Source organism: Streptomyces sp. NPDC015532 (assembly GCF_043078065.1).
Lineage (GTDB): Bacteria > Actinomycetota > Actinomycetes > Streptomycetales > Streptomycetaceae > Streptomyces.
Map to the genome: position 1 here is coordinate 63,056 of NZ_JBIBSY010000008.1, position 26,516 is coordinate 89,571.

Genomic DNA, 26,516 nt, shown 5'->3' on the forward strand with positions numbered 1-26,516 from the left:
ACAGGACCCTCTCGGTCCCGCTCGCCGGGTCCGCGTACGCGAAATCCCGCAGGCCCGCCCCGGACCTGGGTCCGGGGCGGGCCTGCGGGATCGTCGTAGGGCTGTGACGTGCGGGAGCCTCAGGCGACCGCGGGATCGAGGAGCCCGCTGCGCAGACGCTTGATGATGCGCGTGATCAGCCGGGAGACGTGCATCTGCGAGATACCGAGCTCCTCGCCGATCTGCGCCTGCGTCCACTCCTCGACGAAGCGCAGATGAATGATCCGGCGCTGCCGCTCGTCGAGCTGGGCGATCAGGGGGGCCAGGGAGTTGAAGTCCTCGACCAGTTCCAGCGAGGGATCCTCCTCGCCGATGAAGTCCGCGAGGACCGCCTCGCCGTCCGCGCCGCCGTCCGCCGTGAGTGCGGCGTCCAGGGACGAGGAGTTGTAGCCGTTCGACGCCTTGCGGGCCTCGATGACCTCTTCCTCGGACAGGCTCATCAGCTCGGACAGTTCACGAGTGGTGGGCGTACGGCCGAGCCGGGTGCGCAGTTCCTCCGTCGCCTTGGCGAGCTCGACGCGGGCCTCCTGCAGACGGCGGGGCACATGGACCGCCCAGCTCGTGTCGCGGAAGAAGCGCTTGATCTCACCGACGATGTAGGGAACCGCGAACGACGTGAACTCGACCTCGCGGGACAGCTCGAAACGGTCGATGGCCTTGATGAGCCCGATCGTGCCGACCTGGACGATGTCCTCCATCTCGCCCTGGCTGCGGCTGCGGAAGCGGGCCGCCGCGTACCGGACGAGGGAGAGGTTCATCTCGATGAGGGTGTTGCGCGCGTACTGGTACTCGTGCGTGCCCTCCTCCAGGACGGAGAGCCGGTCGAAGAACGGGCGGGACAGCTCACGCGCGTCCTTCGGGCTGATCTTCAGCGGCTCGTCGATCTGCGGCAGGACGCCTCCCGCGGCCGTCGCTGCCCGGTGCGCCGTGTCCGTTGCCTTCGCTGCCGTCACGGCCGCCATGCCGTCCACCCCAAATCGTCCGAAGGAAATGATGACAGAGCCCGTCTGCCCTGCTTCACACCGCTCATGCCACCCAGTTCGGAAATTCTGCGGGACGCGTATGTCCCGCCTCCCCTGACACCGGGTCAGGGACCACTTCCTCCCGGGGGCATCCTTCGGATGCGGGACGGTGACGTCCATTTCCCGACCGAGTTGAGCGGGTATTTGTCCCAACTGATACCGATTTAGTCCGAATGCTGACGCCGTTCCGTCGGCGGTCGAGGGGGGCGGGTGAGGGTGGAGTGTGACGCTCGCGACGGTGCTCCCGGGACCGGGGGCCTGCCCCGCTGTCATGACGGCGACGTAAAATGGGCCACGGGGTGAGTCGGTGGGTATCGAGCGGCGAGTCGGCCGAGCGCGCACGCGCTCGCCCTTGGTGTGCCCCGACGCGGAACCGTTCGCCGGGCGCCGGCCCCGGGACCCGGTGATCGTGGCATGACAACAGCGGCACTGCGCGACGATCCCTTCGTCCACCCCGCGCTCGTCTACGGCGACGAGCGTGAGTACGTGGAAGGGACGGCACGTTTCGTCTCCGACGGCGTAGCCGCGGGAGAGCCGGTGGCGGTGGCCGTCCCCGCCCCGCGACTGGAACTCATCCGCGGCGCACTGGGGTCGCTGGGCGACGGCGTCCGATGGATCGACATGACGCGGGCGGGCCTGAACCCGGGCCGCATCATCCCCTCCGTCCTGCGCGCGTTCGCCGACGCCCACCAGGGCGTCCATGTACGGATCATCGGCGAACCCGTCTGGCACGGCCGGACGGCGCTGGAGTACCCGGCCTGCGTCCAGCACGAAGCCCTGATCAACAGGGCCTTCGCGGGACGGGACGTGACCATCCTGTGTCCGTACGACGGGCGCGCCCTCTCCTCGGACGTGATCGCCGACGCCCACGCCACGCACCCGGTCGTGATCAGCGCCGGCCGCCGGAACGTCAGCCCGGCCTACGACCCGGACGGGGTTCTGGCGCGCTTCAACCAGGTGCTGCGCCACCCCCCGGGAGCGGCGACGGTCCGATTCGACGCCGAACTCCTGCCCGTCGCCCGCGATTTCGCCCTCACCGAGGCCCGGGGCCGTGGGATGACGGCGGCCCGGCTGCACGACCTGAACCTCGTCGTCGCGGAGCTGACGACCAACAGCGTGGTGCACGGGGGCGGTTCGGGCACGCTGAGGATCTGGGCCGAGAGCGAGCAGATCGTGTGCGAGGCACAGGACGAGGGCCGGCTGACCGATCCGCTGGCCGGCCGGCATCCCGTGCGTCCCGACCAGATCGGCGGACGGGGCCTGTTCCTGGTGCACTTCCTGTCGGACCTCGTCCGGATGCACACCGACGCCTCCGGAACGACGGTACGCAGCTACATCGGCCGCGGCTGACCCGCCCGCCACGCACGTCGGGGCCCGGACCTGTGTTCCCGGTCCGGGCCCCACGACCGACGTGTACCGCCGGTCCTCCGCATGATCCAGACGGCAGCCCTATTCCGCGGCGCCCTGCCGGGCCGATCGCGCCGCCTCGCGTTCCGTGCGGGCCCCGGCCTGCGACAGCGACCCGCCCGAACTCTCCAGGTGCGCCCGGACGAACCACTGGAACTGTTCGAGCGCGCGCAGCTGCTCGATGAGCAGGTCCTCGGTCACGGGGTCGATCTTGCCGACCTCGGCCACGGCCGCGCGGTGCTCCTCCACGATCCCCGTGTAGACGAGGTCGAGGGCGCCGAGGTGGGCGATGGCGTCGGCGCGGCCGAGGCTGTAGTCGTCCCAGGTCCGTTCGGCGACGAGCGCTCCCGGTGTACCGTGCGGCACCCCGCCGAGGGCGGAGATCCGTTCGGCGGCGTCGTCGGCCATCTCGCGCACGCGGTCCACCTGAGGGTCGAGCATCTCGTGCACGGCGATGAAATGCGGGCCCACGACGTTCCAGTGGATGTGTTTCAGCGTGAGCGACAGGTCGTTGAGAGCGTGCAGCCGCATACCCAGCAGATCGATGATCCGGCCGCCGTCGTGCGTACTGATGCCGGGGACGGTGTATTTCGGTGTCGTGGAAGTCGTCATGTCCCTCTCCTTCACACAGATCTTTTGTACGTGTTCCGGCGCGTGGCCGTCCGTGGTGGGGCTACGGGCGGTGCCGGCGGCCTCGGCCGCTGCCGGACGCGCCTGGCAGGGGAAGCATCGCCGTCAACCTCCGGTGCCTCCAAGTGCCCTGGTTCCTCTGCGTGACACCTCTTCGCCCGGGCGCCGCTCCGTTTCGCGGGCGACGGGTGGGAGCGGCGGGATGCCGCCACAGGGGCGTCGTTGGGCCACATAGGTTGTCTGGGGCGGTTGTTGTGAATGAACCATGGCGAACCAGGGCACACGGACGGAAACTCGAGAGAGGAGCCCTCGCCGTGCTCGTGCCCGACCCGAAGGTTGTCCGGAGGCTGCTGACGCGTTACGCGGCCCTGAAGATCGCGTACGCCGAGAAGGAGACCCTGGAGACGGCCCGCGGCCTGGAGGACGTCACGTACACGCTGTGTGTGATGACGGGAACCACCAGTGTGCGCGACGCCGTCGTCGCCGCCGACGCCCTGCTCGTGGCCGGAGAGAGGCGGCGGGACGCGGGGCAGGCCGGACTGCTGGGGAGTGTGACGTCCCCGGCGCCCTCGCCGAAGGCGGTGTCCGCCGCCCCGCCGCTCGCGCAGCCGCCCACGGAGGTACGGACGCTGGGCGGCCGGCGTCTGGACATGTCCGGTCCGCTCCGCTGAGCGCCGCTCGCGTACGCGGAGGGGCGCCACCCCTGATCGGGTGGCGCCCCTGTTGTCCGTCGAACGGCTGAACTACCTAGTCGGCCCCCGCTCGTTCTCCTGCTGTGAGCATCGTCGAGGCGGAGATGAGGAATCGATGAGCCGACACAGCAAAGGCCGCAGGCACCGCAAGGTGAACATGACGCCCCGTCCGGTCGGACCGAGGAGATCGCCCCGCGAGGTCCGGGAGCAGGTGGGCGCGGGCGCGGTCGGCCCGCGGCCGGAGCGGGCCAGGCCTCCCATGCCCGGGCAGGACACGAACGGGGAAAGGGCCGAGGCCGTGTCCAGGACGGTGAGCGAGAGCGGTCTGAGCCGTCATGCCGTGCGTACGTGGGAGCGATTGGCGGAAGCGGGCGCCGAGGGCGTCGAGGTCGCCGAACTCACCGTGTCCGTGGGCTTCCGGCGTTCCACCGTGCTCGGGCACCTGAAGGGCCTGGCCGGACTCGGACTGGCCGAGGACCACGAGAGCGTGTGGCGGGCGACCGGCCCGGTGGAGGGCGCGGCCGCGCTTGAGGGCGTGGGGGCTTCGGTCGGGAGCGTCACCTAGGACGGAGGTCCGAGGCGGCGCTCGCCGGGCGATCCGCCCGCGTCCGAGCGCCGCCTGCCGGTCCCGTACGTACCGTTGCGCACTGCCCTTTGCGTGGCTGCCCCTTGTGCGCCGGGTCTCCTGCCGCCCGCTCCTCAAGAGCGTGCCCCCACGACTTTCCGCCCCCGGCCGTCGCCCCCGCGTGCCCCGCGCGTGCCCGCCCCCCGGCCGTCGCCGCCTGCACGTCGGTCCTCGCGTGCCTGCCCTGTGCGTGCCCGCCCCGGCCGTCGCCCCCGCGTGCCCCCTCGCGTGCGTGGCCGCCTCTGGCGGGCTGCCGCGCGGGCCTCGACGGGAGTGGATTCGGCGGATCCCTCACACGACGTAGTGTCGGTCGGCCTTCTCGGGGCATCCGGACTCCATCGCTCGACTGCCGGACCTTCACAAGGAGTCCCCATGCTCGGCATAGCTGCCGCCGTACTGCTGTTCATCGCGTTCCTGATCAACGCCGGTGACGTCTCGACCAATCACGTGTTCACGTCCACCAACGTCATGCTCATCGGGCTGGCCCTGCTCGCCCTTCACCTCTCGGGTGTCGGCGGTGGCTGGACGACGCGCAGCCGTCGCCGCTGACGGGCGGGGACCGTCTGCCCGGCGGTGTGCGCTGCGGACGCGCATGACGCGGCGGCGCCCGCCGGCCGGAACGGTCCTTTTCGTGTGACTTCGCCCCGGTGACTTGCCGTGGCGCGGTCTGCCACGAGATGGTTGTCGGACGGAAACAATCTGTCGTCCGGAAAGGTGGTGGGCTCGCCGAGCGGGCCCTTGCTCGTGGACACTTCCCAGCAACCTCCCGCCGGCCCGCGTGGCGCCGGTCCGGCCGCCACGTGGGGTTTCGCCCCCTATCCCGTGGTGGTCGCCGACCCGTGCGGCGGGGTGGTCGACACCAACGCGGCGGCGGCCACGCTCTTCCCCGACGCGATCGCCGGGGCGTGGCTGCAGGACGTGGTCCCCGCGTGGATCGCCGACGCCCACACACGGCTGCGGGGCCTCGTGCCCGGGCCGCGGAACTCCGCTCCCGGCGCGTCCGTGCACGGTCCCGTCGGCGACCGGACCTTCGAAGCGCATCCCACCCCGACGGACGACGGCGACGTCATGTGGTGGCTGGTCGACGACACCGACCGGCGACAGGCGGAGGACGCCCTCAGGACCGAACGGGAACGCGCCGCCTTCCTGGCCGGCGCCTCCAGCGCGCTGCTGTCGTCACTGAACGTCGAACGGTGCATGGAGGTCACGGCAGGGCTGGCCGCCGAGCATCTCGCCGACGCCGCCGTGATCGTCGCCCCTCCACGCGGTCGCAAGGCCCAGCTCACGTTCTGCGGACCCGACGGCTCCGTGGTGCACCGGACGGTGCCGAACGACGTACAGGAGCTGCCGGGGCTCAGTGAGGCCCTGCGCGGATTCCCGCCCGTACCGTCCCGCTGGATCGACCCGGCCACCGTTCCCGGATGGGCCGTGCCGGAGGGGTTCACCGAACCGGTCGGGTCGGCCGTCGTGACCCCGCTGCCCGGCCACGGGGTGCCCGCGGGCGCCCTGATCCTGCTCCGGTCGAGCCGGCACGCCGCCTTCACGGAGAGCGAGGAGATCTTCGCCCGGCTCTTCGCCTCGCGCGCCGGAGCCGCCATGTCGGCGGCCCGCATGTACGCCGAACAGGCCGCCATCACGGCGACGTTGATGCGGGAGCTGCTGCCGCCCCGGCTGCACGCGGTGCACGGGGTCGAGTTCGCCGGACGGTACCGCCCCGCGGGCCGGGCCGAACGCGTCGGCGGCGACTTCTACGACGTCCACCCCGCCGCGGACGAGGGACAGGAATCCCTCGTCGTCCTCGGGGACGTCTGCGGCAAGGGACTCGAGGCCGCCGTGCTGACCGGAAAGATCCGCAACACGGTGCAGGCGCTCCTGCCGCTCGCCGATGACCACCAGCGGCTGCTGGGACTGCTCAACGGCGCGCTGATGAACTCCCATCACACCCGCTTCGCCACCCTGGCCATGGCCTCCGTCGTACGCCGCGCGGGCATCGTGCATCTGCGGGTCACCAGCGCGGGACATCCCGCTCCGCTGATCGTGCGGGCCGACGGCGCGGTCGAGCAGGCCCGCACCCGCGGGACGCTCATCGGCGCGTTCTGGGACGTCAGTTCCACCACGGCCCGGGTCGAACTCGCGCCCGGCGAGACCTGTCTCTTCTTCACGGACGGCATCACCGAGGCCAGGGGCGGGCCGCTGGGGGACGAGTTCTTCGGCGTACGACGGCTGGAGACGGCGCTCGCGCAGTGCGCCGGCATGCCCGCCGAGGCCGTCGTGGAGCACATCCAGATGCTCGCCGCGCAATGGGTCGGACGCGGCGGCCACGACGACATGGCGACCGTCGCGGTCACCGCACCCCACCACGCGCATCTGAGTGCGGTGAACGGCCACACCCGGGGCAGGTACACAGGATGACCCCGCCCCAGCCTCCGCCACCGCACACCGGACCGTGGACGATCTGCCGCACCTGGCCGACCGAGCCCGTTCTGGACCTGCTGACCCGGCAACTCAAGGACTTCCCACGCGCCTGCCGCACACTGGCCCGCGCGCGGGAGGCGCTCGGAGACCGAACGCCGCTGCCCCCGATCCCCGGCCTCGGAAAGCCCGTATGACCACTTCACATCCCCTCGCCTTCACGCTGACCGTCGACGTCCAGCCCGCCGCCCTCGTGATCCGGGTCGCCGGAGATCTCGACCACGAGACGTGCGACGAACTGATGAGAGCCGTCGACCAGAACCTCTTCGCCCCGCGGGACCTGGAGGGACGGTTCCTCGAACTGCGCGTCGACTTCGCCGGCCTCGGCGTCATGGACTCCATGGGCCTGGCCACCCTGCTGATGATCCGGCGCCGTACCGACGCCGCGGGTGTGCGCCTGTGCCTCGACCAGCGCCCCCGCGGCCTGGACCGGCTGCTGGAGATCACGGGAACGCTGGAGCACCTCACCGCACCCCGCGACGCGAGCGGCGGGGCACGGAGTCCCGGGACCGGCTGACACCACGTACGCCCCGGTCGTACTCCGGTGTTCGGCACCGAGCTCGCGTACCGGTCCGCCCGATTCATCGAATGCCCGCCGCGTAGCGGGGTATTGGCAGCCCTGTGAGACGGCGCGGGACGGATCGGCGAACCCGCGAGCCAACGGAGGAAGACATGACGATCAACGAGATCTGGTCGTACGCACCGGAGTTCAACCACCCCGAAGCAACGGAACTGGCCGGGTACAGCGTCGAGGCGACCGACGGGACGATAGGACACGTCGACCGGCAGGTCGACGCATCGGGGATGCGGCACATCGTCGTCGACACCGGCATCTGGGTGTTCGGCAAGAGTGTGCTGGTGCCCGTGGGTGTCGTCGCCGGCATCGACACGGAGTCCCAGAAGATCACCGTCGCGTGCACGCGCGACGAGATCAAATCGGCGCCGGTGTTCAAGACCGACCGCGAGACGCTGGACCCCGCGTACCTGTCCAGCGTAGGGACCTATTATCGAAGCCTTCCGCCGAGGCAGCCGGCATGAGCCCTCGTGCGGTGACCCACGGCGGTGCGCGTGCGGCCGGCCGCCGCGCCTCGAAGAACCGGCTCCGTCGCGGGAGCGTACGAGAAAGAGTGTGCACATGCCCGACGGGTCGGCAGCCACCGTGACGCACGGCGTGGCCCAGGACGCCTTCGTCGTGCGGGTCGGCGGCGCTGTCGACCACGAGAGCGCCTTCCGGCTGGAGGAGGCCCTGAGCCTGGCCCACCGGGCCGGCCCGGAACGCACGGTGGTCGATCTGTCGGAGACCGACTTCGCCGACTCCTCGATCCTGCACGTGCTTCTGGAGGCACAGCGCGCGCACCGGGCCCGCGGCACGTTCATGGTGGTCTGCGGGCCCTTCGGCGACATCGTTCGGAGGCTGTTCGACGTGACAGGGACCGAGGGCTTCTTCGTCCTCGCGGACAGCGTCGGAGCGGCGCTGGAACTCCCGGACCCGGCGACCGGTCGATGAACCCGGTCGACCACCCGCCGGAGGCCGGTCCGAGCCGGGGAGAGGGCGCCGCGGTCACGAGCGCCGCGACCGCGCGCGACCACGTCCGGGTGCTGCTGGGCGGGCACGGACGGACCGGTGGGCCGAGCCCTGACGCGGTCGTCGATCTGCTGCTGGTGGTCTCGGAACTGGTCACCAACGCGATCCGGCACGGCGGAGGGCTCGCCGGATTCGACGCGAGGCTGACCGACGGGGGCGTGTGGCTCGCGGTGCGCGACAACAGCGACGTCGTCCCCGAGCAGGCCCATGGCACCGGCGAGATCCCGCGGACGCACCGGACGACCGGAGGATACGGCTGGCCCTTGATCATCCGCCTCTCCACCGCCGTCACCTTCGAGCCGTGCCGCGAGGGCGGCAAGACCATCCACGTGTTCGTCCCTCTGACCTGACGCCCAGACCGCCTGGCCCGGACCGAGCCCGCCGATCTCCGCGTCCCCGCCGCGGGCGCCGCGCTCGAGGTGACCAGGCGTAGAGGGGCCGTCGCGTGGAAGGAGAGCCTCGACCGACTCCGCCGGACACGGGGTCCAGTACGCCGGCCCGACCGGCGCGGAGAGGTGAGGCATGAACAGACGCAGCGTCCCGCGGTTCCCGGAGGCGCCGGGCACCGCCGGCCCGTACCGGAGCCGCTCCGGGGCACGGACCCGCCACGACCCCCGACGGACCGGCGGCGACACCCACCGGACCGGGCATGTCCGCTGAATCGGGGCCGAACAGTGTCATCGAGGCGGTCCGCCCGGCACGGCTCCGCCGGTACGGGCCGCGGCTGCCCGCCCTCTGGTGGGCGGCGCTGCGCCGCACCCCGGTCTCGATGTGGAACGACGACGTGTCCGACTGGGCGGCGGCGCTGACGTACTACGCGATCCTCGCGGTGCTCCCGGCCCTGCTGGTGATGGTCATCGCCTTCGGCCTGATCAGCCCGGACACCGCCGAACAGCTCATCGCGCACGTCACGGCGTACGCGCCCGCGCAGTCGGGGGCCGAACTGCACCAGGCGCTGGGGGAGATGCTGCGGCAGCGGTCCGCCGCCTGGACGCTGCTGGTCACCGGTGCGGCCAGCGCGCTGTGGTCGGCGTCGAGCTACCTCGCGGTGTTCCGCAGGGCTCTGCACAGCATGCACGACGCGGCGGACCACCGTTCGGTCTGGCGCACCGCGCACCGGCTCGTGCTGACCGCGCTGGCGCTTCTCGGACTGCTCGTCGTCAGCGCGCTCGTCCTGTTGCTGACCGGCCCCCTGGCCGAGGCCGCCGGCCGTGTCGTGGGGGTCGACGGCCAGGTGGCCGTGGCGTGGAACCTGCTCCGCTGGCCCCTGTTGACGTGTCTGGTGGCCCTGCTGGTCCTCGTCGTGTTCCACACCGGGCCGCCGCCCGCCCGCCGTCGCCGGCACAGCCTGCCCGGCGGTGTCCTGGCCGCCGTCCTCTGGCTGGCCGTCTCGGCCGGATTCGCCCTGTACGCCTCCGTCCTCGGCGCCTACAGCCGGCTCTACGGGTCTCTCGCGGGCCCTGTCGTCTTCCTCGTGTGGCTGTGGCTGTCCAACCTCGCGCTGCTGGCCGGCGCGCAGTTCACGGCCGAACTCGACAAGGCCGCGGCGGCGAGAAGCCGGGCGACCGTATGAGGTTCACAGGTTTGTTCCGGTCAGGACGGCGCACACGGACTGAGGAAGTCACATCTGCTGTACGGACGATGGAGGAACTGTGGGCATCATCGCTTGGATTCTGATCGGGTTGCTTGCCGGTGCCATCGCCAAGCTGCTCCTGCCGGGCAAGGACCCGGGCGGGATCATCATCACCATGCTGATCGGGGTGGCGGGCGGCCTGCTGGGCGGCTGGCTGGGCAAGGTCGTCTTCGGCGTCGACTCCATCGACGGGTTCTTCGACCTGTCGACCTGGATCGCCGCGATCGCGGGGTCGCTGATCCTTCTGGTTCTGTACCGGATGCTGACCGGCAACCGTCGGTCGCACCGCCACGCGTGAAGGGGCACTGACCCGTTCGGCGCGTCATGACGTACGGCCTGGGGCCGGCACCGGGGTTCCCGGTTGCCGGCCCCAGGCCGTTCATACCTCTTCGGGGCGCGCCCGGAGCGCCGCGCCGCCTTCCCACCGCGGCGGACCCCCTGCCATGATCAACCGGAGAACGCGCGGGCCCGCCCGGTCACGGGCTTTCGGCGGCCGGACCCCGGTGCGGGCCGCCCGGTGCGGCCCGCGACGCAGCCAGTGAGGAGCCCGAGTGACGTACGACGTCGGCGCGTTGCGCGCCGAGATCCCCGCCCTGCTCTCCGGAGTCGCGCACTTCGACGGGCCGGGCGGCACCCAGACCCCGGCCCGGGTGGCCGGCGCGATCGCGGACGCGCTCACCGGCCCGCTGTCGATCCGGGGGCGCCTGACACCGGGAGAAGTGAACGCGGAGAACCTCGTCCAGGGGTTCCGGCGGGCGGTGGCGGATCTGGTGGGCGGTGATCCGTCCGGAGTCGTCTTCGGCCGGAGCGCCACCCAGCTCACGTACGACATCGCCCGTGCGCTCGCGAAGGACTGGGCTCCCGGGGACGAGGTCGTCGTCAGCCGTCTCGACCACGACGCGAACATCCGGCCCTGGGTCCAGGCGGCCGAACAGGCGGGCGCCCAGGTGCGCTGGGCGGACTTCGACCCACGGACGGGTGAACTCCCGCCTTCCGCGGTGGGCTCCCTGCTGACCGAGCGCACCCGGCTGGTCGCGGTCACCGCCGCCTCGAACCTGACGGGGACCGTGCCCGATGTCGCCGAGATCGCCCGCCTGGTCCACCGGCACCCGCGGGCGCTTCTTCACGTGGACGGGGTGCACTACGCGGCGCACGCCTTCGTGGATCTCGCGCGGCTCGGCGCCGACTTCTTCGTGTGCTCGCCCTACAAGTTCCTCGGCCCGCACCACGGGATCCTGACCGCGTCCCCGCGGCTGCTGGAGCGACTGCGCCCCGACAAACTGCTGCCGTCCACCGACGCGGTTCCCGAGCGGTTCGAACTGGGGACGCTGCCTTACGAGTTGCTCGCCGGCACGATCGCCGCGATCGACGTCCTCGCCGGTCTCTCGGGCGATACGACCGGCGGACGCCGCGACCGTCTGCGCACGGCCTTCGCGGCGATCGAACGGCATGAGGAAGGGCTGCGCGCACGGTTGGAGGCGGGCCTGGCCGAACTGCCCGGTGTCACCGTCCGCTCCCGGGCGGCCCGTCGTACGCCCACCCTGCTGCTCACGTTCGACCGCCGGGAAGCCGCCGACGCCTCCGCGCACCTGGCGGACCGCGGTGTGCACGCACCCGCCGGATCGTTCTACGCGCTGGAGGCGTCCCGGCACCTCGGCCTCGGGGACACCGGGGGCCTGCGGGTCGGGCTCTCGCCGTACAACGACAAGGACGACGTCGATCGGCTGCTGGAGGGCCTGGCGTCCTTCCTGCGGTCGTAGGCGCGGCGGCGGTTTCCGGGCGTCACGGGACCGGTGCCGCGCCGGGCCGCCGGCGGGCGTGGGGCCGGCCGGTCAGGAGCGCACCGGTGTCGGCGGGTCCGTCGTCCGGTCGTCCGGGGCGGTGAGCAGGCGGAGCGCCTCGGCGAGGTGACGTGGACGCAGGAGTCCGGGGCCGGGCTGTGTGCCCCAGCCCGGCCCGCTCAGCAGGATCCGGCTCCGGGTCCGTGCTCCCCGTACTCCCCAGCGCGTGGCGGCGAGGTGTTGGGCGAGCGGCAGGTTCGCCGTCGACCACGACTGGGACCACAGGACGACCGCCGGGGGACCGACGCGTTGCACCGCCGCCATGAGTGCCTCGGGCGGGACGGCGGCTCCGAGGGTCACGGCGGGTACACGCCGTTCCGCGAGCGCCGCGTTGAGGGCCTCCAGGGGCAGGGTGTGCTCTTCGCCCGGAGCGCAGGCAAGGAGGACGGGCGACACCGCGGCGGGCGGTCCGTGCCCCGCCGCTGACACGTAGGCGTGTCGCAGGGTGGCGGAGACGTGCCAGGTCAGCAGGTGCTCGACCTCGACGTAACGGTCTCCCGACGACTCCCATTTGCGGCCCACGGTCCGCAGGGCGGGCACCATCACCTCTTCCCAGGCCCTGGCCAGGCCGTGCGTGCGGACCGCCGTCGCCAGCCGTTCCTGGACGGCGGGGGCGTCGAGGCGGACGGCGGCACGCGCGAGACCCCGGCCCTCCTGGACCACGTCCGCCGACAGTGGCGCGGTGCCTGACGGCGATGCGGGTGTCCCCGGGTCCGGAGCCGTCGTCGGCGAACCCTCCGGGATCCGGACGCCGGTTCGCGTACGGGCGGTGGTCCGCGTCCGGGCGGCCAGCGCCGGGGACGTGGCGACACGGCCGCGAGCCGACTCCTTGGCCGCGCGGGCGGCCTCGGCGGGGGGCAGGCCGGCGGCGGTCAGCCGGCACATCTCCTGGACCATGGCCACGTCGTCGGGCGACCAGCGCCGGTGGCGGCCGTCCGCCCGCACGGCGGGCCCCAGACCGTAGCGCCGGTCCCAGGAGCGCAACGTCGTGGGCGACACCCCGAGCCTGCGCGCCAGGAAACCGGTCGTCACGCCCGCGCCCGTGGTCTCCGGCTCGTCGCCGGTGCTCAGTTCCACGGAGCGGCTCCCGGGAGAGCGATGGACGGTGCTCCGGCGGAGGGGCCCCACCCGCGGGTGGAGGGGGCCGGTGCGCGGCGGCAGCGGATCATGACGGGCCTCGCCTCGATTCCCGAGCCGTCCGGGACCCGGCCGGTCCGCCGGGCTCACCCCTGCTTCGCCGCGGGACGGCCCTCCGGATGCGGCGAACAGACCCGTCCCGCACCCGGCCGGCCCCGATGGGGCGGGGCGGGGCTCGCCGGCACTGCTCAGGTGACCGCCTGGACGGTCCGGGCGCGCTGGGGTGCCATCGCCCAGCGGACCGCCGAGGTGAAGGCGCTGCCGAGCGGACGTACGCACACGCTGTCCACCAACGGCAGCCGGGGCAAACGGAGTTCGGCGGCGGCCCACGCGGGCAGCAGGGACACCGCGTTCGCGGCGAGCACCCCGTACGGCAGGCGGGCCACCAGCGGCACCGGCGGGTTCAGCAGGAGGAAACGCGCGGCCTCGCGGGCCTGTGGCGTCGCGCGCACCTCGCCGCGGTACGCGTTCAGCCGCTCCGCGAGCTCCGCACGGTTCGTGGGCGGGTCCAGGACGCCCAGCGCGGCGGCGACGCGGGCCGTGTCCGCCACGTAGGCGTCGCGGTCGGCCCCGGAGAGCGGCCGCGAGCCGTACCGCTGATGCGCGCGCAGGAAGCTGTCGATCTCCGCGACGTGGACCCAGCCGAGGAGGTGGGGATCCGCCGCGTGGTACGGCGTTCCCTCCGAGGTCACACCGCGCACCCGCTCATGGACCGCCCGGACCCGGTCGCAGGCGTCCTGGGCGCTCTCGGCCGTGCCGTAGGTCGTGACCGCGAGGAAGGTGCTGGTGCGCTGGAGTCTTCCCCAGGGGTCGCCGCGGAAGCCCGAGTGGGCGGAGACGGCGGCCATGGCGAGGGGGTGCAGCGACTGGAGCAGCAGCGCGGAGAGGCCGCCGATGAACATCGACGCGTCCCCGTGCACGATGCGGATGGGGCGGTCCGGGCCGAACCAGCGGGGTCCGGGCGTGCCGTGGATACGGGCGCGGTTCTTCGGTCCGTCCGGGCCCGCGACCCGGGTGAACAGGGCGCTGCCCAGCCGTTCCCGTACTCCGCCGCCGTCCGCTCCGGTCACTCTCATGGGGCACCGGCCTCCTCCGCGTCGTGCTTCCGTCGCGCCCGCGGCCTCTTCCGGACCGGCCTGTCCGGGAGCGCTGCCGTGGCGTCCGGGGTCGCCCGCGGACCGGCGGAAACACCCTTCAGCATGGCCGAACCGGGGGAGGAAAGTCCACGGGCCCCATCGGCCGACGGGCGACGTCGGCGCCGAGCGAGCGGCACCGACGCTCACGGGGGCGCCGTCTCACAGGGTGACGCGGGTGCCCCACCCCTCCGCACGGGCGACGGAGTCGGCGACATGGGCGGCCGCGACGTCCAGGGCGGCGTGGCCGGTCGACTTGAACAGGGTGAGTTCGTCCTCGTCGCGCCGCCCGGGGTGTTCGCCGGCGAGGACCGAGCCGAGGAGCGTCACGTGCCGCCCGGACGGGAGGTCCTGCAACTCGTGGGCGCCGGAGGGGGGCCGGGTCGTGGCGGCGCCGTGCCATTCGGCGAAGAGGGCGGCGTCCCGGACCGTGGCGGCGTCCACCTCGGGCCCGTGGGAGCCGCCGACCGAGCTGATGTGGGTGCCGGGCGCGAGCCACGCGCGACGGATCACCGGGAGGACGGCGCCGGTGCAGCAGAACACCGTGCCGGCCCCGCGGACGGCGTCCTCGATGTGCTCCGCGACGCTGCCGGCGGGGTGGAGCGCGGCGGCGCTCGCGACGCGCCCGGGATCACGGCCCGCGACGCGGACGGGGGTCTCGGGGGCCACGGCCGCGAGCAGTGCGATCTGGGCGCGCGCCTGGGCGCCCGTCCCGATGACGGCGACCCGGTCGGCGTCCGGACGGGCCAGCGCGCGGGCGCTCAGTGTGGCCGTCGCCGCGGTACGGATCTCGGTCAGGGGCTCCGCGTCCATCAGGGCCAGCGGACGGCCGTCGGTCTCGTCGAAGAGCGCGACGATCCCCCGGTGGCTGCTGCGGCCCGGCCGCGCCGGGTCGGCGAACACCGAGACCAGTTTGGCCGCGAGCCCGAGGCCGGGCACATGGCCGGGCATCGCGCCGAGCAGGCCGTGCGGGGTGTGCGCGGCGATCCGCGGCGGTACGGAGACCTCGTCGCGGCCGATGGCGACGAGGGCCGTGGCCACGGCCTCCAGGACGCGTCGCGGTTCGAGTGCGGCGCGCGTCCGCGCCCCGTCGAGGAAGAGGATCTCGCTCATGCCGGGCCTTCGGTGGACGGGGAGGAGGGGGACGGGGAGGCGGACGTGGTCCGGGACGGGGACGAGGGCGGGTGCGACGCTTGGCCGGTGGCCCCGGTGGCCCCGGTGGCCCCGGTGGCCCCGGTGGCCCCGGTGGCCCCGGTGGCCCCGGTGGCCCCGGTGGCCCCGGGGACTTCGGGGGTTCCGGGGCCGGAGAGGATCCGCGCCAGTTCGTCCGTCGCCTCGCGCAGCCGCTCCCGCAGACCGGGAAGCAGGGCCTCGCCGAAGTCGGGGCCCAGCCCGACCAGGGTGAGGGCGCAGACGGGGGCGCCCTGACGCGTGACCACGGCGCGGGCGAGCGAGGCGACCGGCTGTTCGTTACGCCCGTACTCGACGGCGAATCCGGTGCGTTCGGCGTCCTCGATGTCGGCCAGCAGCCCGTCGGGTCCGTCCAGCGGATACCCGGACTCCTCCGCGGCGCGCAGATAGGGGACCCGGTCGGCCGGGGAGAGGGCGGCGACGAGGGCGAGCGGGCCGGCGAACCGGTGAACGGGCAGGGCCTGGCCGGTCAGACTGCTGATCATCGCCAGCCGGTCGGGTCGTACGACGTCGATCACGCGGGACCGGTCGACCTCGGGCACCTGAAGGTTGACCATCATGCCGGTGCGCTCGGACAGCGCCGCGAGGACCGGCCGGGCGAGGGCGCCGAGCGAGTTCCGGGCCGCCGAGGACGACAGTTGCAGGACCGCCGTGCCCGGCAGATAGCGGTCGCCGGCGCGCAGCACCCAGCCACGCCGGACCAGGTCGACGAGCACGCGGTAGGCGGTCGCGCGATGCAGCCCGACCTCCTCGGCGAGGTCGATGAGGCGCGGCGGCTGGGACGCACGGGCCACGGCCTCGACCAGGTCCAGGGCCTTGTCCACCGCGGTTCGGGGTGCTGCGGGCAATTCCGGCCCCTCCTTGTGACGGCGTGAGATGCGAGCGTACGGTAGCGCATGTTGCGAGAGACGATACGTCTGTTACGTAGAGCGTAACAAGATCTTTCAAGCGGCCCGCCGGTCCGGACAGAGCCGCTCCGGTCAGAGCTACTACTGAGGTGAAGATGACGGACGAGACTTCGGGCGCACCGGCCCCGCACGCGCCCGCGGTGAGGGGAGCCGTCGCGGTGTACCGCGGCGCGACACTGTTCGACGGGACCGGTGGCCCGGTCCGGACCTCGATGTCGATCGTGATCGACGGCCCGGTCATCCGTGCCGTCGGCGACGATGCCGCGATCGCCGAGACGCTGCCCGCCGACGCCCAGGTCTTCGACCTCGGCGGACGGTTCGTCATCCCCGGTCTGATCGACGCCCACCAGCACATCGCGACGCCGCCGGACCGGCCCGTCGCCGAGGCGGTGCTGCGCCGGCTCGTCCACAGCGGGGTCACGGCCATCCGCGACATGGCCGACGACCTGCGCCAGGTCGGTGACCTGGCGAGGGCGACGCTCGTCGGCGAGATCCCCGGCCCCGACATCCGCTACGCCGCGTTGATGGCGGGACCCGGCTTCTTCGACGACCCGCGCACCCACCAGGTGTCCCAGGGCGAGACGCCCGGTGCCGTGCCGTGGATGCAGGCGATCTCGAAGGACACCGACCTGCGGATCGCCGTCGCCGTGGCGCGCGGGACCCATGCCTCCGCGATCAAGGTGTACGCGGACCTCGACCACGTCACCGTCGCCGCGATCACCGCGGAGGCACACCGCCAGGGCATCCCCGTCTGGGCCCACGCCACCGTCTTCCCGGCCTCGCCCGGCGAGATCGTCGCGGCCGGCGCCGACAGCGTCTCCCACGTCACCCTGCTCGCGTTCGAGGGCACGGACGAGCCGCTGACCAGCTACAAGACCAAGCCGAAGGTCGACCACGAGCGCTTCGCCGCCGGTGACGACCCCCGTGTCGAGGAACTGTTCGCCCTGATGAGGCGGCGGGGTACGGTCCTCGACGCGACGGCGGGCATGTGGGCGAGCGAGGCCCTCGCGGGCGAGGGTCCCGAGGGCGCGGCTCGGGCGGCGGCCAACACCGAACTCGCCGCCGTGCTCACTGCCCAGGCCCACCGGGCCGGCGTGGAGATCGCGACCGGCACGGACTACGAGACCGACCCCGGGGACCCGTTCCCCGCCCTCTACGAGGAGTTGGAGTTCCTCGTGCGGCGCTGCGGGATGTCACCCGCGCAGGTGCTGCGCTCGGCCACGCTGATCGGGGCCCGCAGTGCCGGGGCCGAGGACGTCATGGGCAGTGTCGAGGCGGGCAAGCTCGCCAACTTCGTCGTCCTGGAGGACGATCCGCTGCTGGACATCACGCATCTGCGCAGCGTCACGCTGACCGTCAAGCGCGGCCGACGCTTCGAGCGCCGGGACTTCGACGCAACCGCCCCCGGCGCCGGGCGGCCCGAGGGTGTCGAGGGCCCCGCGTCCGAAGAGCCCGCCGTGTCCCAGCCCGTCGGCGTGAGCCACCCCGCCGAGTCGACCCACTCTGTCCAGGAGACCCGATGACCGACCTTCCCATGATCATCAACGCGCTCGGGCAGCTCGACAATCCGAACGCCCCCCAGTCGGCCGAGGCCGCAGCGCAGCTCAACCCCTCCAGCGAGCAGCTGACCGTCGACGCCCGCACGCTGGCCGACGCCCACGCCTCCGGCCTCACCGCCGTGAACATCACTCTCGGCTACACGATGGGCGATCTGCCGCCCTACGAGCACACGCTCCACGAGATCGCCGTCTGGGACGGGATCATCCGGGACAACGCGGCCGACCTCCTCAAGGTCCGCACGGCCGCGGACATCCGCCGGGCCAGGAAGGAGGGCAGGATCGGTGTCATCTACGGCTTCCAGAACGCCGTCGCGGTCGGCGAGGACGCCGGGCGCGTCGCCACCTTCGCCGATCTCGGTGTCAGGGTCGTCCAGCTCACGTACAACCAGGCCAATCACATCGGCGACGGCTCCATGGCGCCGGAGAACCGGGGACTGACCGACTTCGGCCGGAGCGTCGTCGAGGCGCTCGACGAGCACCGTCTGATGGTCGACCTCTCCCACAGTGGTGAGCGGACCTGTCTGGAGGCCGCCAAGACGGCCAGCCGCCCCGTGTCGATCAACCACACCGGCTGCCGCGCGCTCGCCGATCTCCCCCGCAACAAGACGGACGAGGAACTGCGCCTGGTGGCCTCGCGCGGCGGCTTCGTGGGCATCTACTTCATGCCGTTCCTGAACGTGTCGGGTCACGCGACGGCCGCCGACGTCGTGGAGCACATCGTCCACGCGGTCAACGTGTGCGGCGAGGACCACGTGGGCATCGGCACCGACGGGACGGTGACGTCCATCGACGACCTCGACGGGTACCGCGCGCATCTCGCCGAGCATGTCGCCCTGCGGCGCCAGGCGGGTGTGGGAGCGGCGGGGGAGCGCGACGACACGCTTCCCTTCGTGCTCGACCTGCGCGGAGTGGACCAGTTCCGGGAGCTCGTCCGCCTGCTGGAGCGGCGCGGCTACACCTCGGAGCGCATCGAGAAGATCCTCGGCAGGAACTTCCTGGACTACGCGGACCGGGTGTGGGCCCCGGAGGCTGCCCGGTAGGCGGCTCCGGCACCCGGGCGGAGCGGCGGGCGGGCAGAACGGTGGGCGGGCAGAACGGTGGGCGGGCAGAACGGTGGGCGGGTGGACCGGATCCGCCCGCCCACCGTTTCCGGCCGTCCGGTCACTCGTACAGGCGGCGGCCGCGTCGCCCTCGCCCGGACGAGCGGACGCCTGGCCGTTCCGTCCTTGAGAGCGCCGGATCGAGCGCCGCGACGAGAAGAGACGGCCGAATCGGTTGTTCATGCGACTGAATCGAGTGTCTGGTCTTGCTTCGACGCCTCATACGTTCGTACTCTGGCCGAATCCGTTCGCCGAACGTGTCGTCGACCGAGCTCGCCGACCGGGTGCACCGACAGAGGAGCCCTTGATGGACCGCACACGCCTGCACCAGCTCCTGGCTCGCGAGAGCGCCGAGGCGGAGCGTCGCAACCCGCGGTCCAGGGCCGCGTACGAGCGGGCCGAGCACCTGTTCGGCAGAGTCCCGATGACCTGGATGAACAAGACCGCCGGGGCCTTCCCGCGCTATCTGGACAGCGCGCGAGGCGCCCGCGTCACCGACATCGACGGGCACGAGTACATCGACTTCTGCCTCGGCGACACGGGCGCGATGGCCGGTCACTCGCCCGAGGTGGTCGCCGAGGCGGTGCGGACGCGCTTCGCCGAGAGCGGCGGCGCGACCGCGATGCTGCCCACGGAGGACGCGGAATGGGTGGGCGCCGAACTGACCCGCCGCTTCGGTCTCGCGCGCTGGAGCTTCTCGCTCACCGCGACCGACGCCAACCGCTGGTCCATCCGCCTGGCACGGGCGGTCACCGGCCGCCCGAAGATCCTCGTGAACAGCTACAGCTACCACGGCAGCGTCGACGAGTCGCTGATCGTCGTCGGACCGGACGGTCACGGCACCGCCCGCCCCGGAAACGTCGGCGCCCCCTGCGACGTCACCCTCACCAGCCGTGTCGCGGAGTTCAACGACCTGGAGCAGCTGGAGCGCGAGCTCGCGCACGGCGACGTCGCCGCCGTCCTCATGGAACCCGCGCTCACCAACATCGGCATCGTGCTGCCCGAGCCGGGCTACCTGGAAGGCGTCCGTGCCCTGACGCGCCGCTACGGAAGCCTCCTCATCAACGACGAGACGCACACCTTCTCCGCCGGCCCCGGTGGCTGCACCGCCGCCTGGGGCCTGGAGCCGGACATGCTCACGATCGGCAAGGCGATCGGCGGAGGGATCCCGGCCGGAGCGTACGGGCTCTCGGCCGAACTCGCCGACAAGCTGCTCGGCCGGGCCGATCTGGACCTGGTCGACATGGGCGGTGTCGGCGGCACCCTCGCCGGGAACGCCCTCTCCACCGCGGCGACGCGCGCGACCCTGGAACACGTCCTCACCGACGCCGCGTTCGCCACGATGGCGAAGCTCTCCGAACGCTTCGAGGCGGGTGTCCGGGCCGGAATCGACACCTGGGGCCTGCCGTGGTCGGTGAGCCGGCTCGGAGCCCGTACGGAATACCGGTTCGCCGATCCCGCGCCGCGCACCGGAACGGAGTCGGCCGCGGCGGCGGACACCGAGCTGGAGGACTTCCTCCATCTGTATCTCGCCAACCGGGGCATCCTGCTGACCCCGTTCCACAACATGGCGCTCATGTGCCCGGCGACCACCGAGGAGGATGTGGACCGGCACACCGAGGTCTTCGCCGCCGCCCTGGCCGAACTGGCGGGCTGAACGGCGCCGTTACCCTGGGACCGGGTCAGCCGGAGAGGAACAGCGTGGACGAGATCGACCGGGCCATCCTGCGGGAACTGCAGATCGACGGCCGTATCGCCTATGCCGAACTCGGCCCCAAGGTAGGGCTGTCCGCGTCTGCGGCCCGCCAGCGCCTGCAACGGCTGCTCGACTCGCAGGCGGTCCAGGTCGTCGGCGTCACCGACCCGATGGGCATGGGCGGACAGGCGATGGCCCTGCTCGGCATCGCCGTGGACGGCGATCCGCGAGCGGTCGCCGACGCGCTGGCCGAACGGGCCGAGGTCGTCTACGCGGTCCTGACGTCGGGCGGCTTCGATCTGTTCGCCGAGGTCGTCTGTCCCGGCCCGCGGGATCTGCTGGACTTCGTCAACGACGTCGTGCGGCCTATCGAGGGTGTCCGGCAGGTGCAGTCGTTCCCCTACTTCGGGATCCACACGCACCGGTTCCTGTGGAACGTGGGCTGAGCACAGACCCGCCGCGGGCACCACGTCCCGCCGCCGTGCGACGGACTGCGTCACGACCACCGTGCCATGCCGGTCCCCTGGCCGCCGCGCGACTCCTCACCGGGGCTCCTACGCCACGCTCCGGGCCGCCTTCTTGCCGGGCGTCGAGATCCGCACCCCCAGCGGGCGGGCCAGGCCGATCACCCCTTCGTCCAGACGCTGGAGATGCCGCAGGACCCGGCCCGTGACGCGGTCGTGGCGGGGTGAGTCCGGCGTGTCAGGTTCCAGCATGGCGGCGAGGCTCGCCCCGGTCTCCGCGACACCGTCCCCGGCGTCCGCCGCCACCCGGGCGACGAGGATGTCGATGTTGTGGCCGATCCGGCGGCCCGCCAGTTTGAGCCGGGGATCCGCCGCGACCGATCTGCTGTACGGAAGGAGTTCGGCCGTCGCGGCGAGGGACCGCGCGTGATAGGCGCACGTCTCCAGCAGGGCGACGATGTAGCGGGCGGTCTGACGGCGGGCCCGCCACGGAGTGATGGGGTGGGTCAGCGGTTTGGTGGAGGCCCGCAGTTTGTCCAGGGCCGCGTCCAGCTCGCGGGCCTTGCCCAGCAGATCGAGGGCGATACCGCCGCTGAGCTGCTCCACCGCCGCACCGCTGACGTCCCCGAGCCGGACGAGCACGGCCGCGAGGAGTTCGTCCGTACGGCGGTCGGTCTGCACCGGAAGGACCACGATGGCCGCGACCATCCCGCAGATCGCGCCGAGCGCCGTCTCCTCGATCCGCAGGACGAGCACTGACGGGCTGTAGGTGTTGAGCACCGTGTACAGCAGCCCCAGCATCGCCGTCACGAAGAAGGACATCAGGACGTACGACACGGGGGCGGTGAAGTACATGGCGAAGATGAACAGCAGGACCAGCGCGAACGCAGTCCAGGTGTGGCCACCCACCACGCCTGCCAGGAGGACACCCGCGACCACGCCGAGGATCGTCCCCAGCAGCCGGCGATAGCCCTTCACCAGGATCTCCCCGGTCGAGGACGTGTTCAGGAAGACGACCCAGCATGTCAGCACCGCCCAGTACCACCGCTGCGGGGAGAGCAGTTCCCCGCCGACGATGGCCAGGGTCGACCCGACCGAGACCTGTACCGCCGCCCGGGTCGTCGGCCGGTCCAGTCCCGTGGGGTGCGGCTCCTCGTCTTCGCCCTCCTCGGCGGCGATGGAGGCGTCCTCGGCGTCCAGTTCCTCGCGGGAACGCTTCGTCTCGGGGGAGTCGTCGGACTCGTCCTGGGGGCCGTCGAGCGCCACCCGCAGTCCGAGGGCCGCCCGCGTCGCCTCGCCGATACCGCGGAAGACGTCCTGCACGGCCGCCGGGGCGTGCGGCAGGTTCGCCTCGTCCCGGTAGCCGAGCAGCCGGTTGCGGAGCTGGGCCACCCCGGCACCGCGCTCACCCGAGACCGGTCCCGCGACGAGCACCTGCAGCGCTTCGAGGTCACGGTGCAGCGTCGCGATGGTGTCGTCCTGCTTCCGTAGCCGGTCTCCCGGCGCGGGCAGCGGCGCGTGCGGCAGGTGCAGGGCGAGTGTGTCGGCCTGTTCGGCGCTGCGCGCGGTGAGGATGAGGACGCCGAGCCGTTCCGCGGCGATCTCTGCTTCGGCGACCCGCCGCTGAAGCAGAGAGGCGGTCGCGCCGTCGGCGGTTCCCTCGTCCAGGCGGTCCTGGATCATCATCGCGCTCTCGTGCAGCCGCGCCGTGTGCAGCCGTACGTCGTCCAAGGCCTTCTCGACGTCGTCGGGACCGGCGTCGAGAAGGTCGATCTGGACGGACACCAACTGGGCCACGCGAGCCCGGAACGCCTTGCGCAGCCGTCGCAGGACCCGCTCGGTCGTCTCGGCGATGACGGCGAAGCGCACCAGGGCGCTGCAGGCGAAGCCGATGGCCAGCGTCGCCCAGAGTTCGGGAAGGGAGGAGTAGGTCGCTCCGCCGAACAGGGACAGGAAGTAGATCTGGAAGGCGATCAGCCCGAGCGCCGTACCGCGGTCTCCGTACCGGCGGCAGTAGACCGCGGCGAAGATCAGGGCGACGAAGCACGCGTCGCTCGCGACCGCATGACCGCGCAGCAGCGCGCCCAGTGACATCGACATGACCGCCACGGGCAGACCGAGCGCCAGGGTGACGGCCTGTTCGCCGCGATGCTTCTCCTTGATCGAGAACGTGGCGACCATGGCGGTCATGGCTCCGGTCACCATGCGGCTGGGACCGGATCCCATCAGGCCGAGGACGGCGAGAGTGAGGGCGATCGCGCCGACGGTCCGCAGCCCGGCCATGAGCCGCAGCAGGCCCGGGTCGGAAGCCACGAACCGGTTCCAGATCGCCGCTCGGTTCGGCCGTGTCACAGTACTCACGCTGCCGTCGTTCCCTGCTCCCAGGTCATGATCCGGTACTTCAGCATGGCACCATGCGGCGTTCCGCGCCGGATCTCGCCCAGCGGTCCTGGATGCGGCGGCCGTGCGCGGCCCCTCTTGTGGGAGCGCTCCCAAGAGGCCAGGATGCCGTCCATGAACCCAGTGCCGTTCATTCGCGCCTACAGGCCCGCCGACCATGACGCCGTCGCCGACGTGTGCGTGAGCACCGCGGACGACGGCGGGGATTCGCGGGCCCGGTTTCCCGACGAGGAGCTGATGCCGACGCTCTTCGCCGCGCCCTACTGCCATCTGGAGCCCGAGCTGGCCTTCGTCCTGGACGACGGGAGCGGGCGGGCCGTCGGCTATGTGGTCGGCACCGGCGACACCGCGAAGTTCGTCGCACGGTTCCGCGACACGTGGATCCCGCGCGTCGCGCACCGCTATCCCGCGCCCACGACGCCGCCGAGCACACCCGCTGAGGTGATGGTCGGGCTGCTGCACACCCCCGAGCGCATGATCCTGCCCGAACTCGACGGCTATCCGGCGCACCTGCACATCGACCTGCTGCCGGACTTCCAGCGGCGCGGCCACGGCAGCGCGCTGATGAACACCTTCCTCACCGCACTGCACGACCGCGGGGTGCCGGCGGTCCACCTGGGCATGGTCACCGCGAACCGGCCGGCGCGGGCCTTCTACGACCGTCTCGGCTTCCACGAGATTCCCGTCGGCGACCCGGGACCCCTCACCTACCTGGGCAGGTCGACGGCCGTGAAGGAGCCGGCGGCGGGCGACGGCGGGTAGCCGGCGGCTCCGGGCCGGAGATCCGGAGCCCGACGCTCCCGCGAGGGAACGTGGGCGCACCGGTTCCGGCGGACAGGGGCCGTCGGAACCGGTGCGGGTGGTGCGTGAAGGTCAGCCGGCGGCCGTGACCGCGTCCGGCGCGGCCGTACGGCCGGCCTTGTCGTCTCCGGCGGTGGCGCGGACGGCCGGGATCACGGCGGCGATGGCCGAGGCCACCAGGGCGACACATCCGCCGACGATGAGTCCGGTGCGGAAGCCGCCCTCGGAGGTGAAGGTGTAGCCGCCCGCGCTGGTCGTCATCTGGGCGAGGATGACGCCGACGACGGCCGAGCCGACGGAGGTGCCCAGCGAGCGCATCAGCGTGTTGAAGCCGTTGGCCGCGGCGGTCTCGGAGAGCGGGACCGAGCTCATGATCAGGGCCGGCATCGAGCCGTAGGCGAGTCCGATACCGCTGCTGGTGACCATGAGGGTCAGCATGAGACCCCAGGCCGAGCCCATGAGAACCAGCGACAGCCCGTAGCCGAGGGCGACGACGAGGACACCGCAGACCAGCGTGAACTTCGGGCCGCGGGCGTCCGTCAGCTTCCCGCCGAGCGGGGAGACGATCATCATCATGATGCCGCCGGGCGCCATCCACAGGCCCGCCGCGAGCATCGACTGGCCCAGGCCGTAGCCGGTGGCCTCGGGGAACTGGAGCAGCTGCGGGATGATGAGCATGCTCGCGTACATGCTGAAGCCGACGAAGATCGAGGCGACGTTGGTGAGCAGGACCCGGGGCCGCGCGGTGGTGCGCAGGTCGACCAGTGGGTCCGTGGTGCGCAGCTCCCAGGCGCCCCAGGCGACCAGGACCACGGCGGCGGCGGCGAACAGCCCGAGTGTCGTCGCGGAACCCCAGCCCCAGTCGGCGCCCTTGGAGACGCCGAGGAGCAGGCAGACCAGGCCGGCGCCGAGGCCGAGGGCGCCGAGCGCGTCGAAGCGCTGACCCTTGGCGCTGGCGGGCACGTCGGGGACGAGGAACCAGATCAGCGTTCCGATCGCCACGGCGAGCACGGCGGAGCCCCAGAACAGGACGCGCCAGTTCGTGTACTGGGCGACCGCGGCGGCGATGGGCAGGCCGAGGCCGCCGCCGATGCCCATGGAAGCACTGACCAGCGCGATCGAGGAGCTCAGCTTCTCCGTCGGCACCACGTCACGCAGCAGGGCGATGCCGAGCGGCACGATGCCCATGCCCATGCCCTGGAGGCCTCGTCCGACGATCATCGGGACGACGGACGAGGAGAGCGCGCACACGACCGAGCCCACGATGAGCGGGACGGAGCAGGCGAGCAGCATCCGCCGCTTGCCCACCAGGTCGCCCAGCCGGCCGGAGACCGGGACGCAGACCGCCGCGACCAGCAGCGTGACGGTGATGACCCAGGCGGAGTTCGCGGGCGTGGTGTGCAGGATCTGGGGCAGCTCGGCGATGAGCGGGGTGACCAGCGTCTGCATGATCGCCGCCACGGTGCCGGCGAAGGCGAGCGTGGCGACCACGCCACTCGCTCGGGCGGAAGGCTGGGGGGCGTCCATCAGGGGACTCCTCGGGTCTGTCTGCGGGGCAAGGGATGTGCATCGTACATGTCTTATGTATCGCGCATGTGGTGTGGTTCATGCATGCGATGTGGGCCGTGCATGAGGGTGTGGGACCATGAAGCCGGGCCGCACCGATGTGCGCGGGACGCGCGGCTCAGGTGACACCGGGAGGCGGCAGGCGGATGGTCAGGCCCACACACGAGGTCGAGTACGAGCAGATGCTGCTCAGCCGCCACGGATGGATGAACCACAGAGGCGGCCGTACCAAGGACGGGGTCCTGGAGCGCAGTGCGTACATCCTGCTCAGCCGTATCCGGATCCAGGGGCCGATGTCGATCGGTGAGCTGAGTGACGCCTTCGGGCTCGACGCCTCCACCCTCAACCGGCAGACCGCGGCGGCGATGCGTGCCGGGCTCGTCGAGCGCATCCCCGACCCCGACGGGGGCATGGCCCGCAAGTTCCGGATCACCGACGAAGGGGCCCGGCTCCTGGACCAGGAGCGACAGGGGCTCATCGACGCGCTGGACCGCGTCATGGCCGACTGGCCGGAGGAGGACATCGCCGCGTTCGCCTCCTACTTGCGGCGTTTCAACACGGACATCGAGCGCATCGGCGGAAGTCCCTGGCCGCGCCCGTGACCTGAGGGCCGAC

27 protein-coding genes are annotated in these 26,516 nt (G+C 72.2%); 19 read left to right on the forward strand and 8 right to left on the reverse strand.

The features are described 5' to 3' along the window. Nucleotides 1–119 precede the first annotated feature (119 nt). Complete coding sequence (locus ACF07B_RS23795; protein WP_392180400.1) at nt 120–1,001, reverse strand: RNA polymerase sigma factor SigF; 882 nt, start codon at nt 999–1,001, stop codon at nt 120–122. Between the two features lie 474 nt (nt 1,002–1,475). Here ACF07B_RS23795 and ACF07B_RS23800 point away from each other — a divergent pair, with 474 nt between their 5' ends. Next, nucleotides 1,476–2,411: an anti-sigma factor RsbA family regulatory protein gene (locus tag ACF07B_RS23800; protein WP_392180401.1), complete on the forward strand. Its 936-nt coding sequence runs from the start codon at nt 1,476–1,478 to the stop codon at nt 2,409–2,411. 99 nt (nt 2,412–2,510) lie between these two features. Here ACF07B_RS23800 and ACF07B_RS23805 read toward each other — a convergent pair whose 3' ends face one another. Then, the gene (locus ACF07B_RS23805; protein WP_392180402.1) at nt 2,511–3,080 is read right to left on the reverse strand and encodes a Dps family protein; all 570 of its coding nucleotides are present in this window, start codon (nt 3,078–3,080) and stop codon (nt 2,511–2,513) included. A 332-nt stretch (nt 3,081–3,412) separates the two neighbouring features. Here ACF07B_RS23805 and ACF07B_RS23810 point away from each other — a divergent pair, with 332 nt between their 5' ends. The 12 genes from ACF07B_RS23810 to ACF07B_RS23865 all read left to right on the forward strand — a co-directional run bounded on the left by ACF07B_RS23810 (nt 3,413) and on the right by ACF07B_RS23865 (nt 11,865). Next, nucleotides 3,413–3,769 (forward strand): DUF5133 domain-containing protein, encoded by a 357-nt coding sequence (locus tag ACF07B_RS23810; RefSeq protein WP_384243136.1) that lies wholly within the window; start codon nt 3,413–3,415, stop codon nt 3,767–3,769. A gap of 136 nt (nt 3,770–3,905) precedes the next feature. Continuing rightward, nucleotides 3,906–4,355: a hypothetical protein gene (locus ACF07B_RS23815; RefSeq protein ID WP_392180403.1), complete on the forward strand. Its 450-nt coding sequence runs from the start codon at nt 3,906–3,908 to the stop codon at nt 4,353–4,355. A gap of 432 nt (nt 4,356–4,787) precedes the next feature. Beyond that, nucleotides 4,788–4,964, forward strand: coding sequence for a hypothetical protein (locus ACF07B_RS23820; RefSeq protein WP_192582574.1), 177 nt, complete (start codon nt 4,788–4,790; stop codon nt 4,962–4,964). Nucleotides 4,965–5,159: 195 nt separating this feature from the next. Next, nucleotides 5,160–6,827: a PP2C family protein-serine/threonine phosphatase gene (locus tag ACF07B_RS23825; RefSeq protein ID WP_392180404.1), complete on the forward strand. Its 1,668-nt coding sequence runs from the start codon at nt 5,160–5,162 to the stop codon at nt 6,825–6,827. Further along, entirely contained in the window at nt 6,824–7,024 is a 201-nt protein-coding gene (locus ACF07B_RS23830) for a hypothetical protein (protein WP_392180405.1), read from the forward strand. Before ACF07B_RS23825 ends, ACF07B_RS23830 begins: the two co-directional genes overlap by 4 nt. Beyond that, nucleotides 7,021–7,404: an STAS domain-containing protein gene (locus ACF07B_RS23835; RefSeq protein ID WP_392180406.1), complete on the forward strand. Its 384-nt coding sequence runs from the start codon at nt 7,021–7,023 to the stop codon at nt 7,402–7,404. Before ACF07B_RS23830 ends, ACF07B_RS23835 begins: the two co-directional genes overlap by 4 nt. 155 nt (nt 7,405–7,559) lie before the next feature. Then, nucleotides 7,560–7,925, forward strand: coding sequence for a PRC-barrel domain-containing protein (locus ACF07B_RS23840; RefSeq protein ID WP_384243079.1), 366 nt, complete (start codon nt 7,560–7,562; stop codon nt 7,923–7,925). Nucleotides 7,926–8,022: 97 nt separating this feature from the next. After that, a complete protein-coding gene (locus tag ACF07B_RS23845) occupies nt 8,023–8,394 on the forward strand; it encodes an STAS domain-containing protein (protein WP_369481462.1) in 372 nt (123 codons plus the stop codon). Beyond that, nucleotides 8,391–8,822 (forward strand): ATP-binding protein, encoded by a 432-nt coding sequence (locus tag ACF07B_RS23850; RefSeq protein ID WP_392180407.1) that lies wholly within the window; start codon nt 8,391–8,393, stop codon nt 8,820–8,822. The genes ACF07B_RS23845 and ACF07B_RS23850 overlap by 4 nt, the downstream gene beginning before the upstream one ends. A 299-nt stretch (nt 8,823–9,121) precedes the next feature. Beyond that, nucleotides 9,122–10,045, forward strand: coding sequence for a YihY/virulence factor BrkB family protein (locus tag ACF07B_RS23855; RefSeq protein ID WP_392180408.1), 924 nt, complete (start codon nt 9,122–9,124; stop codon nt 10,043–10,045). A gap of 79 nt (nt 10,046–10,124) precedes the next feature. Further along, nucleotides 10,125–10,403 carry a GlsB/YeaQ/YmgE family stress response membrane protein gene (locus tag ACF07B_RS23860; protein WP_392180409.1) on the forward strand — a complete coding sequence of 93 codons (279 nt, stop codon included), beginning with the start codon at nt 10,125–10,127 and terminating at the stop codon, nt 10,401–10,403. Between the two features lie 253 nt (nt 10,404–10,656). Beyond that, nucleotides 10,657–11,865, forward strand: coding sequence for a cysteine desulfurase-like protein (locus tag ACF07B_RS23865; RefSeq protein ID WP_392180410.1), 1,209 nt, complete (start codon nt 10,657–10,659; stop codon nt 11,863–11,865). A gap of 72 nt (nt 11,866–11,937) precedes the next feature. Here the strand turns inward: ACF07B_RS23865 and ACF07B_RS23870 are convergent, their stop codons facing one another. The 4 genes from ACF07B_RS23870 to ACF07B_RS23885 form a co-directional block, all read right to left on the reverse strand. Further along, nucleotides 11,938–13,023 carry a MerR family transcriptional regulator gene (locus ACF07B_RS23870; protein WP_392180411.1) on the reverse strand — a complete coding sequence of 362 codons (1,086 nt, stop codon included), beginning with the start codon at nt 13,021–13,023 and terminating at the stop codon, nt 11,938–11,940. A gap of 248 nt (nt 13,024–13,271) precedes the next feature. Beyond that, complete coding sequence (locus ACF07B_RS23875) at nt 13,272–14,159, reverse strand: oxygenase MpaB family protein (RefSeq protein WP_369481468.1); 888 nt, start codon at nt 14,157–14,159, stop codon at nt 13,272–13,274. A gap of 219 nt (nt 14,160–14,378) precedes the next feature. Continuing rightward, nucleotides 14,379–15,329, reverse strand: a complete 951-nt coding sequence (locus ACF07B_RS23880) for an ornithine cyclodeaminase family protein (protein ID WP_392180412.1) — start codon at nt 15,327–15,329, stop codon at nt 14,379–14,381. Next, nucleotides 15,326–16,255, reverse strand: coding sequence for an IclR family transcriptional regulator (locus tag ACF07B_RS23885; protein WP_392180413.1), 930 nt, complete (start codon nt 16,253–16,255; stop codon nt 15,326–15,328). The genes ACF07B_RS23880 and ACF07B_RS23885 overlap by 4 nt, the downstream gene beginning before the upstream one ends. 155 nt (nt 16,256–16,410) lie before the next feature. On the opposite strand from ACF07B_RS23885, the gene ACF07B_RS23890 reads away from it, so the two are divergent. From ACF07B_RS23890 to ACF07B_RS23905, 4 genes are all read left to right on the forward strand, one after another. After that, nucleotides 16,411–17,838, forward strand: a complete 1,428-nt coding sequence (locus ACF07B_RS23890) for an amidohydrolase family protein (protein ID WP_392180414.1) — start codon at nt 16,411–16,413, stop codon at nt 17,836–17,838. Beyond that, nucleotides 17,835–18,914: a dipeptidase gene (locus ACF07B_RS23895; protein WP_392180415.1), complete on the forward strand. Its 1,080-nt coding sequence runs from the start codon at nt 17,835–17,837 to the stop codon at nt 18,912–18,914. Before ACF07B_RS23890 ends, ACF07B_RS23895 begins: the two co-directional genes overlap by 4 nt. 367 nt (nt 18,915–19,281) lie before the next feature. Beyond that, nucleotides 19,282–20,631, forward strand: a complete 1,350-nt coding sequence (locus ACF07B_RS23900; RefSeq protein WP_392180416.1) for a transaminase — start codon at nt 19,282–19,284, stop codon at nt 20,629–20,631. Nucleotides 20,632–20,675: 44 nt separating this feature from the next. Further along, entirely contained in the window at nt 20,676–21,116 is a 441-nt protein-coding gene (locus ACF07B_RS23905) for an Lrp/AsnC family transcriptional regulator (protein WP_362390699.1), read from the forward strand. A gap of 108 nt (nt 21,117–21,224) precedes the next feature. Here the strand turns inward: ACF07B_RS23905 and ACF07B_RS23910 are convergent, their stop codons facing one another. Continuing rightward, the gene (locus ACF07B_RS23910) at nt 21,225–23,495 is read right to left on the reverse strand and encodes an FUSC family protein (RefSeq protein WP_392180417.1); all 2,271 of its coding nucleotides are present in this window, start codon (nt 23,493–23,495) and stop codon (nt 21,225–21,227) included. A 153-nt stretch (nt 23,496–23,648) separates the two neighbouring features. Here ACF07B_RS23910 and ACF07B_RS23915 point away from each other — a divergent pair, with 153 nt between their 5' ends. After that, nucleotides 23,649–24,296, forward strand: a complete 648-nt coding sequence (locus ACF07B_RS23915; protein ID WP_392180418.1) for a GNAT family N-acetyltransferase — start codon at nt 23,649–23,651, stop codon at nt 24,294–24,296. Between the two features lie 111 nt (nt 24,297–24,407). Here ACF07B_RS23915 and ACF07B_RS23920 read toward each other — a convergent pair whose 3' ends face one another. Beyond that, complete coding sequence (locus ACF07B_RS23920) at nt 24,408–25,862, reverse strand: MFS transporter (protein ID WP_392180419.1); 1,455 nt, start codon at nt 25,860–25,862, stop codon at nt 24,408–24,410. A 185-nt stretch (nt 25,863–26,047) separates the two neighbouring features. On the opposite strand from ACF07B_RS23920, the gene ACF07B_RS23925 reads away from it, so the two are divergent. Further along, on the forward strand, nt 26,048–26,503 hold the full coding sequence (locus tag ACF07B_RS23925; protein ID WP_369481477.1) for a MarR family winged helix-turn-helix transcriptional regulator: 456 nt from the start codon (nt 26,048–26,050) through the stop codon (nt 26,501–26,503). Nucleotides 26,504–26,516: the final 13 nt, after the last annotated feature.